Source organism: Nocardioides pelophilus, assembly GCF_014180685.1.
Lineage (GTDB): Bacteria > Actinomycetota > Actinomycetes > Propionibacteriales > Nocardioidaceae > Nocardioides > Nocardioides pelophilus.
The window spans coordinates 1-11813 of the sequence record NZ_JACEHF010000127.1 but is presented as its reverse complement, the minus strand read 5'-3'; the positions used below and the strand labels follow the sequence as shown (position 1 = coordinate 11813).

Genomic DNA, 11813 nt, shown 5'->3' with positions numbered 1-11813 from the left:
GGCCACCGCCGCCAGCGGGGCGGACTTCACGCTGCCGACATCGGTGACGATCGTGTCGTCGCCGGCGTCGTCGAGCGCAGCCGCGATCGCCTCGCCGAGGTGGTCGGGCGGGACCGCCACCACCACCAACGACGCCTGGTCGCCGGGCTCCTTCGCCCGTCCGGCACCGAGGCCGGTGGCCGTGCGCAGGTGCTCGGCCGACGTGTCGGAGAGCAGTACGTCGACGCCCGCACGGCGGCAGGCCAGCGCGATCGACGTGCCGATCAGACCGGCGCCGACGATCTCGACCGAGCCGGGGAGGAGATCAGACACGCCGGGCAGGCTACAACCCCACGCTGTCGAGGAGCGCGCCGAGTTCGTCGTTGGTGAGCTCGCGGGTCGCGCCGACCTTGAGCGTCCCGAGGTCCACCGGCCCGAACCGGGTGCGGGTGAGCTGGCGCACCGGGTGGCCCACCTGGTCGAGCAGGCGACGCACGATCCGGTTGCGGCCCTCGTGGATGACCAGCTCCACGATCGACTTCTCCGCCGCCGCGTCGATCACCCGCGCCCGGCGCACCTGCACCGGGCCGTCGTCCAGGGTGACCCCGGCGAGCAGGTCGGCCAGGGTGCCGCGGGCCATCCGGCCGGACACCTCGGCGACGTACGTCTTCTCGACCTCGTACGACGGGTGCGCCATCCGGTGCGCGAAGTCGCCGTCGTTCGTCAGCAGCAGCAGGCCCGACGTGTCGGTGTCGAGCCGGCCGACGTGGAAGAGCCGGAGCGCCGGGTCCTCGGCCAGCCGGTCGGCCACCACGTCGGTGATCGTGCGCCGGCCCTCCGGGTCGGCCATCGTCGACACCACCCCGCGCGGCTTGTTGAGCACCAGGTAGACGTGGTCGCTCACCGGGGGGAGCCGGTAGCCCGAGACCTTGATGACCGCCGTCCGCGGGTCGACCTTGGTGCCGAGCCGGGTGACGACCTCGCCGTCGACCTCCACCTCGCCCTCGAGCATCAGCTCCTCGCACTTGCGCCGGGACGCGACACCCGACTGGGCCAGCAGCTTCTGCAGTCGGACCAGCCCGTCGTCGTCGGTCTCGATGTCCCTCGTCACGCGTCGCCTTCGGCGGGGGGCTCGTCGGTGGGCTCTGCGGAGGGCTCGTCGGAGGGCTCGTCGGTGGTGGTTGCGCTCGCCGCGAGCTCTTCCTCCATGTCCTCCATGTCGGGGAGGTAGGGCGCCAGCTCGGGGAGCTCGTCGAGGGAGACGACACCGATCCGCTCGAGGAAGTAGGAGGTGGTCTTGTAGAGGGTCGCCCCGTGCTCACCGTCGTGGCCGGCCTCCTCGACCAGACCGCGGTTGACCAGGGTGCGCATCACGCCGTCGACGTTGACGCCACGGATCGCCGAGACCCGGGCCCGGGAGACTGGCTGCTGGTAGGCGACGACTGCGAGCGTCTCGAGCGCGGCCTGGGTCAGCCGGGCCTGCTGACCGTCGAGCACGAACGCCTCGACGACCGCGGCGTACTCCTCGCGGGTGTAGAACCGCCAGCCGCCGGCGACGTTGCGCAGCTCGAAGCCGCGACCCTGCTCGTCGTACTCCCCCGCCAGCGCGCCGAGCGCCTCGACGACCTCGCCCTCGGGGTAGCCGACCGCGGTGGCGAGGGCGACCTGGTCGAGCGGTTGGTCGGCGACCATCAGCACCGCCTCGAGGGCGGGACGCAGGTCGGCGACGGGCACGGCGAGGACGTCGTCAGTCGTCATCGGTCTTCTCCTCGGGCGTGGGGTCGGGTGCATCCTCCGGCGGTGCGCCTTCGAACTCGTCGGTGATCAGCTCGTCGACGTCGAGGTCGTCGTCGGTGCCGGTCCAGCGCACGCTCAGCTCACCGAGGGCGGTGGCCTGCTCGAACGCGACCACGCCCTCCCGGAACAGCTCGAGCAGGGACAGGAACCGGGCGACCGTGGTCAGGGTGTCGGGCGAGTCGCCGCAGAGGGCGCGGAAGGTCATCGTCCCCGACCGCTGCAGGCGGTCCATGACGATCACGGCCTGCTCGCGCACGCTCACCGCGGGGGCGTGGATGTGGTGCAGGGTGATCTCGAGCTCGGGCTTCGGTTCCAGCGCCTTGGCGGCCAGGCCGGCGAACTGCTCGAGCCCGATGCCGATCAGCACCTCGGGGAGCAGGGTGGCGAACCGGTCCTCCAGCCCCACCGCCCGCGGATAGCGCCGGGACTCGGCCGAGAGCCGCTTGTCGAGCACCCCGGCGATCAGCTTGTAGGCCTTGTACTGCAGCAGCCGGGCGAAGAGCAGGTCGCGCGCCTCGAGCAGCGCGAGGTCCTCCTCGTCCTCGACGTCGCCCTGCGGGAGCAGCCGGGCCGCCTTGAGGTCGAGCAGGGTGGCGGCGACGAGCAGGAACGACGTCGTCTCCTCGAGGTCGTCGTCCGGCAGCAGCTTGATGTGCGCGATGAACTCGTCGGTGACCTGCGACAAGGCGATCTCGGTGATGTCGAGCTTGTGCTTCGAGATCAGGCTCAGCAGCAGGTCGAAGGGACCCTCGAAGTTGTCGAGGCGAACCTCGAACGGACTTCGATCGGCAGTGGTCACTGCCGAATCATTACGCACGCAGTCGCCTGACCAGCGCGGAGTCCTCCCCGTGAGCCTCGAAGTCGGCCAGCACCAGGCTCAGCGCCTCGCGCACCAGGCGGCCGCGGTCGACAGCCAGGCCGTGCCCACCCCGCAGCTTCAGCCGCACGTGCTCGATCTCCAACAGCTCGTCGGCGGTGACGTAGACGGTCATCTTCTCGTCGTGCCGGATCCGGCCGGAGGGTCGCTTCTCGGCGACCGGCTCCTCCGGAGCATCGGGTACGGCGCGGACGGCGGCGTTCTTCGCCGCCTTGCCCGCCTTCGGGGCGGGGGCGGACGCGTCAGCAGCGTCGGGGTCGGCGGTGGGGCGGAACAGGTCGTCGGCAGTGGGCAGGCTCACGCGTCGAGACACCGCAGCGCCACCTCCCTCGCGAGCTGCCGGTAGGCGTCGGCTCCGCTCGATTCGGAGGCGTACGACGTGATCGGCTCGCCGGCGACGGTGGAGTCGCTGAACTTCACGGTCCGTCGGATGACGGTGTGGAAGACCTTGTCCTCCCAGGCCTGGACCAGCCGCTCGAGGACCTCGCGCCCGTGCAGGGTGCGCCCGTCGAACATGGTGCCGAGCACGCCGTCGATCTCGAGCTTCGGGTTGAGCCGCTCCTGGACCTTGTCGATCGTGTTCTTGAGCAGCGCCACTCCCCGCAGCGCGAAGTACTCGCACTCGAGCGGCACGATCACGCCGTCCGACGCGGTCAGCGCGTTGACGGTGAGCAGGCCGAGCGACGGCTGGCAGTCGATCAGGATGACGTCGTAGTGCTCGACCACCGGCGCGAGGACCCGCATCAGCGTCTGCTCGCGCGCCACCTCGTGCACCAGCTGCACCTCGGCGGCGGACAGGTCGATGTTGGACGGCAGCAGGTCCATGCCCGGCACGCCGGACGGGACGACCACGTCCTCGATCCGCGTGGTGCGGTCCATCAACAGGTTGTAGATCGTCTTGTCCATCTCGTGCGGGTTGAGCCCGAGACCGACCGACAGCGAGCCCTGCGGGTCGAAGTCGACCAGCAGCACCTTGCGGCCGTACTCGGCCAGGGCCGCGCCGAGGTTGATCGTGGTGGTCGTCTTGCCGACCCCGCCCTTCTGGTTGCACATCGAGATGACCCGGGCCGGGCCGTGCTCGGTGACCGGCTTGGGGTCGGGCAGGTAGGGCATCGGCCGACCGGTCGGGCCGAGCGGCTGGTCACTCGCGGCGCCCGCCGGTGCGGTCGCCACGGTTGCGGGCGGCGCGGCCGTCTCGGTCGGGGCGTCGACCTCGGGCCGGGCGAACGGAAGCAGGTCGGGCATGTCGTTCCTCTCGGGGACTCGTGCCCGGGGCGGCATGTCGGGAGCGCTGGAGCCTGAGTAGAACCCACCCATCATCGAAACGTCTCCTCGAAGCCGTCACGGGCGGCTTCCCCACCGCCCTGAACTGATCGTGGCTCCAGTCAACAATGTCGACACGGCGACATTGGGGAGACACGCGGGAGTTTCGGGACTCGCTTGGCCCGCGCCTCAACCGCCGGACAGGCAACGCATCGAGATCGTGCGTACGACGGCCTCGCCGGCCTCGTCCGAGGCGGCCAGGTCGACCTCGGCCTCGATCACCCAGTCGTGGTGGCCGGCCGGGTCGTGGAGGGTGTGGGTCACCTGCCACGAGGTCGCCCCGCGCTCGACCTGGAAGTAGAGGGGGCCGCGCGCCTCGGCGTCGGTGAGGACGTGCTTGTGCTCGGCGTAGTAGTCCTCGATCGCCCGGTCCCAGTCGTCGCGGGTGAGGCCGTCCGGCTGCCCGGCCTCCAGCGCCTCCAGCCCGTCGAGGTCGTCGCGCGCGACCAGGTCGACCCGGCGCCACATCGCGTTGCGCACCATCACGTCGAACACCCGGCCCTGCTGGCTGAGCGGACGCGGCGGCGGGGGCGGGGCGTGGTCGAGCACGGCGCGGGGAGCGTGGTCGGGGTCGGTGAGCGCCTCCCACTCGTCGAGCAGCGAGGAGTCGACCTGACGGACGGTCTCCCCCACCCACTCGATGAGCAGCTCGAGCTCCTCGGTCCGGTGCGACGCCGGCACCGTCTGGCGCAGCGCGCGATAGGCGTCGGTGAGGTAGCGCAGCACCAGCCCCTCGGACCGGGCGACCTCGTAGCGCCCGACCAGGTCGGTGAAGCCCATCCCCTGCTCCCACATCTCGCGCACGACCGACTTCGGCGCCAACGCGTCGGGCGAGAGCCAGGGGTGGCGCTCCCGGTAGGTCTCGTAGAGCGGCTCGAGCAGGTCGGCGAGGGGCTGGGGCCAGGTGACGTCCTCGATCAGGGCCATCCGCTCGTCGTACTCGACGCCCTCGGCCTTGAGCGCGGCGATCGCCTCGCCGCGCGCGGCGTGCTGCTGGGCGTAGAGCAGCGGTCGCGGCGCCTCCAGCACCGCCTCGACCACGGACACCACGTCGAGGGTGAACGTCTCCGAGTCCGGGTCGAGCACCTCCAGCGCCGCCAGTGCGAAGTGCGACAGCGGCTGGTTGAGGGCGAAGTCGACCGGCAGCGCCTCGGTCAGGACGTAGCGGCGGCCGAGCTCGTCGATCTCGTCGAGCCGGGTCAGCACCTCGGAGGCGACCAGGCTCCTCGCGAGCCGGACCGCTCGCTTCGCCAGCCGCAGCTGGGACCGTCGCTCCTCGTGGTTGTCCATCAGCAGGCGGCGCAGCACGGGGAACGCGTCCTCCTCGCGGGAGAGGACGTTGACCAGCATCGCGTTGTCGACCTTCATCTGGGACTTCAGCGGCTCCGGCCGGCCGGCGACCAGCTTGTCGAAGGTCTGCTCGGTCCACACGACGGTGCCGGGCGGCGGCTTCTTGAGCTGCGCCTTCGACCCGCGCTTGGCGCGCTTCTCCTCGCTCATCGCGGCGTTCTTGGCCGCGGCCTTCGCCTTGGCGCGCTCGTTCTCGATGACGTGCTCGGGCGCCTGCACCACGACGTAGCCGGCGACGTCGAACCCGGCCCGACCGGCACGGCCGGCGATCTGGAGGAACTCTCGCGTCTTGAGCACCCGCTGCCGCTGGCCGTCGTACTTCACCAACCCGGTGAACAGCACGGTCCGGATCGGCACGTTGATGCCCACGCCGAGCGTGTCGGTGCCGCAGATGACGGTGAGCAGCCCTGCCTGGGCAAGCTGCTCGACCAACCGTCGGTAGCGCGGCAGCATCCCCGCGTGGTGGACGCCGATCCCCCGCCGCAGCAGCTGGGACAGGGTCTTGCCGAACCCGGCCGCGAACCGCACGTCGGCCAGCTTCTCGGCGATCGCGTCGCGCGCTTCGCGGGACGCATCGAAGGCCTTCGCGTTGAGGGTCTTCGTCGCCTGTGCCACTGCTTCCGCCTGGTTGAAGTGCACGACGTAGACAGGCCCCTGACCCGTCGCCACCAGCTCCTCGAGCGTCTCCTCGAGCGGCGTCAACGACCAGGAGAAGGTCAGCGGGACCGGACGGACGGCGTCGTCGACGACAGCGGTCTCGCGGCCGTTGCGCCGGGTCAGGTCGGCAGCAAGGTCGGTGACGTCACCGAGGGTCGCCGACATCAGCAGGTGCTGGGCCTGCGGCAGCTCGATCAGCGGCACCTGCCAGGCCCAGCCGCGCCCCGGCTCGCCGTAGAAGTGGAACTCGTCCATCACGACCAGGCCGACATCGGCGCGGTCGCCCTCCCGCAACGCGATGTTGGCCAGCACCTCGGCCGTGCAGCAGATGATCGGGGCGTCCGGGTTCACCGCCACGTCGCCGGTGAGCATCCCGACGTCCTCGGCGCCGAAGACCTCGCACAGGTCGAAGAACTTCTCGCTCACCAGGGCCTTGATCGGAGCGGTGTAGAAGCTCACCCGGTCGTCGGCCAGCGCGGCCATGTGGGCCGCGAGAGCCACCAGCGACTTCCCCGAGCCGGTCGGGGTGGCCAGCACGACGTTGTTGCCGGCGAGGAGCTCGAGGACGGCCTCCTCCTGGTGCGGGTAGAGCTCGAGGCCGCGCTCGTCGGCGTACGTGAGCAGCCGGTCGTAGGCGACGTCGCTCGCGTCACCCATTGCGTGCCCGGGGGTGCGCTGTGGCGAAGACCTCGCGCAGGTTGTCGACGGTGACCAGCGTGTAGACCTGAGTGGTCGTGACCGAGGCGTGCCCGAGCAGCTCCTGCACCACCCGCACGTCGGCACCACCGTCGAGGAGGTGGGTCGCGAAGGAGTGGCGCAGCGTGTGCGGCGAGACGTCCCTGGTGACCCCTGCCCGCTCCGCCGCCTTGACGAGCACCGCCCAGGCGGACTGCCGTGAGAGCCGGCCGCCGCGGGCGTTGAGGAACAGGGCGGGCGTGCCCTTCCCCTCCGCCAGGAGCACGGGGCGGCCGCGGACGAGGTACGCCGACACCGCCTCGAGCGCGTAGGAGCCGACCGGGACCAGCCGCTGCTTGCCGCCCTTGCCGCGCAGCAGCACGACGCCCGCGTCATCCTCGACCGAGGGGTCGTCGAGGTCGATGTCGTCGACGTCGAGGCCCACGGCCTCGCTGATCCTGGCACCGGTGCCGTAGAGCACCTCGAGCAGCGCGCGGTCGCGCAGGGCGAGCGGGGTGCCGGGCGCCCCCGCTGCCTCGAGGATCGCCTCGACGTCGGAGAGCGGAAGCGCCTTCGGGAGTCGCTTGGCCGGGCTGGGCGGCTTGACCGCCGCGGCCGGGTCGATGGTCGCGAGCCCGTCGGCGACCGCGAACTTGTGGAAGCCCCGGACGGCGACGACGGTGCGCGCGGCCGACGAGGCGCTGAGCGGCTGGTGGACCTCATCGCCCTCGCGCAGCCGGACCAGGAAGCCGGTCACGGTCGCCTCGCTCACCGCGTCGAGCGTCTCCACCCCTGACTGGTCGAGGAACTCGCAGTAGCGACGCAGGTCGCGCCGGTAGGACGACAGCGTGTTCGCGGCAAGGCCCTTCTCGATGCTCAGGTGGTCGAGGTAGGTCCTGACCGCCCGATCGATCGGCCCGAGCGTCACGCTCCTAGTGCCTCCGCCGGCGCCACAGCCTCGATGCCGACCGCTTCGCCGACCGGCAGGTTCGTGAGCCGCCCGGCGTGGGTGTTGAGGCCGAGCGCGAGGCTCTGGTCCTCCCGGCACGCCCGCTCCCAGCCCTTGTCGGCGAGCGCGACGGCGTAGGGCAGCGTCGCGTTCGTGAGGGCGTAGGTCGACGTGTTCGGGACCGCGCCCGGCATGTTCGCGACGCAGTAGAAGATCGAGTTGTGCACGGGGAAGGTCGGGTCCGCGTGCGTCGTGGGACGGGTGTCCTCGAAGCAGCCACCCTGGTCGACGGCGATGTCGACGAGGACCGAGCCCGGCTTCATCTGCGCCACCAGCGAGTTGGGGACCAGCTTCGGAGCCGCGGCCCCCGGGATCAGCACGGCACCGATGACCAGGTCGGCCTCGGTGACCTGCTGCTCGATCGCCAGCTTCGAGGACGCCAGGCCGTGCACCCGGTTGTTGTAGCGCCAGAACGACATCCGCAGCTTGTCGAGATCGGTGTCGAGCAGGGTGACGTCGGCACCCATGCCGAGCGCGATGTTGGCGGCGTTCTGGCCCGCGACCCCAGCCCCGATCACGACCACCTTCGCGTTGGCCACCCCGCCGATCCCGCCGAGCAGCACCCCGCTGCCGCCGTTGGCCTTGAGCAGCGAGTGCGCGCCCACCTGCGGCGCCAGGCAGCCGGCGACCTCCGACATCGGGTAGAGCAGCGGCAGCGCGCCGGACGGGAGCTGCACCGTCTCGTAGGCGATCGCGGTGACCTGGCGCTCGATCAGCTCCTCGGTCAACGGCTTGTCCGCGGCGAGGTGGAGGTAGGTGAAGAGCACCAGGCCCGGACGCATCCGGTGGTACTCCTCGGCGACCGGCTCCTTGACCTTGAGCACCATCTCCGCAGTTCCCCACACGTCGTCGGCCGCAGGCAGGATGGTCGCGCCCGCAGCGACGTACTGCTCGTCAGGGATCCCGGATCCGCCACCGGCGCCGGTCTCGATGAAGACCTCGTGTCCGTGGGCGACCAGCTCGTTCACGCCGATGGGCGTGATCGCGACCCGGTACTCGTGGTTCTTGACTTCCTTGGGTACGCCGACTCTCACGATCCGGACCCTACGGGATACCCCCGAGTAACGGTGTAGGTGAGGACCGCGATCGCAACCGGCCCCTCCTGGATCCGCCCGTCCAGCACCGCCGCGAGCAGCTCGGTCACCGGCAACCAGAAGACCTCGAGGTGAGCCTCCTCGTGATGAGGCTCGTAGCCGGTCTCGACCGCGGTGATGCCGCGCGCCAGGTAGAGGTGGTGGCACTCGGCCGTGATCCCCGGGGAGGGGTACGTCGTCGCCAGGTGCGACCACTCCGCCGCCTCCAGCGACACCTCTTCGCGCAGCTCCCGCTTCGCGGTCTCGATCGGGTCCTCCCCGGCCACGTCGCAGATGCCGGCAGGCAGCTCGACGAAGGTCCGGCCCGCCGGGTGGCGGTACTGCCGGATCAGGCAGACCTGCTCGACGCCGTCGCGCTCGTCGACGGCGAACGCGATCGCGGCGCCGGGGTGCTCGAGGACCAGCCGGCCGAACGGCTCCGCGTCCTCCTCGCCCGGCGGGTGGATCAGGTCCTTCCGGAGGGCGACCACCCACGCGTCGCGGTGCAGGTCGGTCGAGCCGACGACGGGCCAGGCGCCCGGCGTGTCGCCGCGCCGTGGCGTGGTCACTCCACCGGCTCGCCGTGCAGGTGCGACTCGTCGAGAGGGATCCGCAGCTCTCGCTGGCGGTCGAGGGCGGCGCCGATCAGCCCGGCGAACAACGGATGCGGCCGGGTCGGCCGCGACCGGAGCTCGGGGTGCGCCTGCGTCGCGACGTAGTAGGGGTGCACCTCGCGCGGCAGCTCGACGAACTCGACCAGGTCGAGGTCCGGATTGAGCCCGGAGAAGACCAGGCCGGCCTCCTCGAGCCGGTCGCGGTAGGCGTTGTTGACCTCGTAGCGGTGGCGGTGCCGCTCCTCGATCTCCCGGGCGCCGTAGGCCTCGGCGACGACCGAGCCCTCCGCGAGCCGGGCGGCGTACAGGCCGAGCCGCATCGTGCCCCCGAGGTCGCCGTCGCCCTCGACGATCTCCTTCTGCTCCGCCATCGTCGAGATCACCGGCTCGGGTGTGTCGGCGTCGAACTCGGTCGAGTCGGCCTTCTCGAGGCCGAGCACGCTGCGGCTGTACTCGATAACCATGCACTGCAGGCCCAGGCACAGGCCCAGGGTCGGGATGCCGTGGGTGCGCGCGTAGGTCAGCGCGCCGAGCTTGCCCTCCAGGCCGCGCACCCCGAACCCGCCGGGCACGCACACCGCGTCGACGTCCTGGAGGTGCCGGGCCGCGCCCGCGGGGGTCGCGNTCCTGGAGGTGCCGGGCCGCGCCCGCGGGGGTCGCGCACTCGTCGGAGGGGATCCACCGCAGGTCGATCTTCGTCTCGTGCGCGAAGCCGCCGGCGCGGAGCGCCTCGGCCACCGACAGGTAGGCGTCGTGCAGGTCGACGTACTTGCCGACGAGGGCGACCGACACCTCCTCCTTCGGGTGGTGGACGCGACGGAGCAGGTCGTCCCAGACGGTCCAGTCGACGTCGCGGAAGGGCAGGTTGAGCCGGCGTACGACGTAGGCGTCGAGCCCCTCGCGGTGCAGCACCTTCGGGATGTCGTAGATCGACGGCGCGTCGGCGGCGGTGACCACCGCCTCCTCGTCGACGTCGCACATCAGGGAGATCTTGCGCTTGATCGAGTCCGGCAGCTCACGATCCGCACGGCAGACGATCGCGTCGGGCTGGATGCCGACCTGCCGCAGCGCGGCCACCGAGTGCTGGGTCGGCTTGGTCTTCAGCTCACCGGACGGCCCGATGTAGGGGACCAGGGAGACGTGCAGGAAGAAGCAGTTGTCGCGCCCGATGTCGTGGCGCACCTGGCGCGCGGCCTCGAGGAACGGCAGCGACTCGATGTCGCCGACGGTGCCGCCGATCTCGGTGATCACGATGTCGACGGCCTCCGGTCCCTGGCCCATGGCGAGGATCCGGTCCTTGATCTCGTTGGTGATGTGGGGGATCACCTGCACGGTGTCGCCGAGGTACTCGCCCTTGCGCTCCTTGGCGATCACCCGCGAGTAGACCTGGCCGGTCGTCACGTTCGCGATCTGGCTGAGGTCGGTGTCGAGGAACCGCTCGTAGTGACCGATGTCGAGATCGGTCTCGGCGCCGTCGTTGGTCACGAAGACCTCGCCGTGCTGGAAGGGGTTCATCGTGCCCGGATCCACGTTGAGGTAGGGATCGAGCTTCTGCATGGTCACCCGCAACCCGCGGCTGCGCAGCAGCCGACCGAGGCTCGAGGCCGTGAGTCCCTTCCCGAGCGAGGAGGCGACGCCTCCGGTCACGAACAGATGCTTCGTCGTCCCACTCGGTGGCGCCAGCTTCACGGGATTCCACCCTATCAGGGGGTGCGGGCCATCTGGAGCAGTTCCCGCGCGTGTGCGATCGCGGAGTCGGAACCGGCCAGGCCCGCGAGCATCCGGGAGAGCTCCTGCTCGCGGCCGGCGTCGTCGAGCGTGGTGAGTCCGGAGCTGGTGACCGTGCCGTCCGACGACTTCTCGACGACGACGTGCCGGTCGGCGAACGCCGCCACCTGCGGCAGGTGGGTGACCACGACGACCTGCGCGTGCCGGGCGAGGGCCGCGAGCCGGCGGCCGATCTCGACGGCCGCCGCTCCCCCGACACCCGCGTCGACCTCGTCGAAGACGAAGGTCGGGACCGGGTTGGTGTCGGCCAGGCACACCTCCACGGCGAGCATCACCCGGGACAGCTCGCCGCCCGAGGCACCCTTGTGGAGCGGCCGCGGCTCGGACCCTGTGTTGGCAGCGAGCAGGAACTCGATCTCGTCGACGCCGTGGGCGAGGAACCGCACCCAGCGCTCGCCGACCAGGAGTGCGTCGGCCGGCGGGTGGTCGGGGTCGGGGGCGGGCGAGACCTCCCGGCGCCGCAGCGCGATGGTCATCCGGGCGTCGGGCATCGCGAGCAGGCCGAGCTCGTCGGTCACGGCCGCAGCGAGCCGGTCCGCCGCGGCGCGGCGCGCGTCGGTCAGCGCGCTCGCGGCCTCGGCCAGCTCGGTGCGCAGCGCGGCGCGGGCCGCCGACAGCCGCTCGATGGTCTCGTCGGTCGCGTCGAGGTCGAGCAGCCGGGACGCAGACTG

At 71.2% G+C, this 11813-nt stretch carries 11 protein-coding genes and 1 pseudogene; all 12 read right to left on the bottom strand.

The window, feature by feature from the left end; translation table 11 throughout:
- Window positions 1-312: prephenate dehydrogenase/arogenate dehydrogenase family protein (locus H0488_RS17355; RefSeq protein WP_183100503.1), on the bottom strand; the 312-nt coding region annotated here is incomplete at its 3' end.
- 10 nt (window positions 313-322) lie between these two features.
- Window positions 323-1090, bottom strand: a complete 768-nt coding sequence (locus tag H0488_RS17350; RefSeq protein ID WP_183100502.1) for a pseudouridine synthase — start codon at window positions 1088-1090, stop codon at window positions 323-325.
- On the bottom strand, window positions 1087-1737 hold the full coding sequence (scpB, locus tag H0488_RS17345; RefSeq protein WP_183100501.1) for an SMC-Scp complex subunit ScpB: 651 nt from the start codon (window positions 1735-1737) through the stop codon (window positions 1087-1089). The genes H0488_RS17350 and scpB overlap by 4 nt, the downstream gene beginning before the upstream one ends.
- Complete coding sequence (locus H0488_RS17340) at window positions 1727-2575, bottom strand: segregation and condensation protein A (protein WP_312856400.1); 849 nt, start codon at window positions 2573-2575, stop codon at window positions 1727-1729. Before H0488_RS17340 ends, scpB begins: the two co-directional genes overlap by 11 nt.
- A 10-nt stretch (window positions 2576-2585) precedes the next feature.
- A complete protein-coding gene (locus H0488_RS17335) occupies window positions 2586-2948 on the bottom strand; it encodes a hypothetical protein (RefSeq protein ID WP_220794718.1) in 363 nt (120 codons plus the stop codon).
- A gap of 2 nt (window positions 2949-2950) precedes the next feature.
- A complete protein-coding gene (locus tag H0488_RS17330; RefSeq protein ID WP_220794715.1) occupies window positions 2951-3898 on the bottom strand; it encodes a ParA family protein in 948 nt (315 codons plus the stop codon).
- 207 nt (window positions 3899-4105) lie between these two features.
- Window positions 4106-6640 (bottom strand): DEAD/DEAH box helicase, encoded by a 2535-nt coding sequence (locus tag H0488_RS17325; protein WP_183100498.1) that lies wholly within the window; start codon window positions 6638-6640, stop codon window positions 4106-4108.
- Entirely contained in the window at window positions 6633-7586 is a 954-nt protein-coding gene (xerD, locus tag H0488_RS17320) for a site-specific tyrosine recombinase XerD (protein ID WP_183100497.1), read from the bottom strand. Before xerD ends, H0488_RS17325 begins: the two co-directional genes overlap by 8 nt.
- Window positions 7583-8701, bottom strand: a complete 1119-nt coding sequence (gene ald, locus H0488_RS17315) for an alanine dehydrogenase (RefSeq protein WP_183100496.1) — start codon at window positions 8699-8701, stop codon at window positions 7583-7585. Before ald ends, xerD begins: the two co-directional genes overlap by 4 nt.
- Entirely contained in the window at window positions 8698-9309 is a 612-nt protein-coding gene (locus H0488_RS17310; RefSeq protein ID WP_183100495.1) for an NUDIX domain-containing protein, read from the bottom strand. The genes ald and H0488_RS17310 overlap by 4 nt, the downstream gene beginning before the upstream one ends.
- A pseudogene (gene pyrG / locus H0488_RS17305) lies at window positions 9306-11037 on the bottom strand (CTP synthase). The gene H0488_RS17310 and the pseudogene pyrG overlap by 4 nt, the downstream one beginning before the upstream one ends.
- Window positions 11038-11057: 20 nt before the next feature.
- Window positions 11058-11813, bottom strand: a 756-nt coding sequence (locus tag H0488_RS17300; protein WP_512698541.1) for a DNA repair protein RecN, incomplete at its 5' end; no start/stop codon positions are given.

What these genes read in the sequence shown, in the direction of transcription:
- scpB (WP_183100501.1), bottom strand. Translation starts at nt 1,737, where the DNA reads ATGACGACTGACGACGTCCTCGCCGTGCCCGTCGCCGACCTGCGTCCC.
- H0488_RS17330 (WP_220794715.1), bottom strand. Translation starts at nt 3,898, where the DNA reads ATGCCCGACCTGCTTCCGTTCGCCCGGCCCGAGGTCGACGCCCCGACC.
- H0488_RS17325 (WP_183100498.1), bottom strand. Translation starts at nt 6,640, where the DNA reads ATGGGTGACGCGAGCGACGTCGCCTACGACCGGCTGCTCACGTACGCC.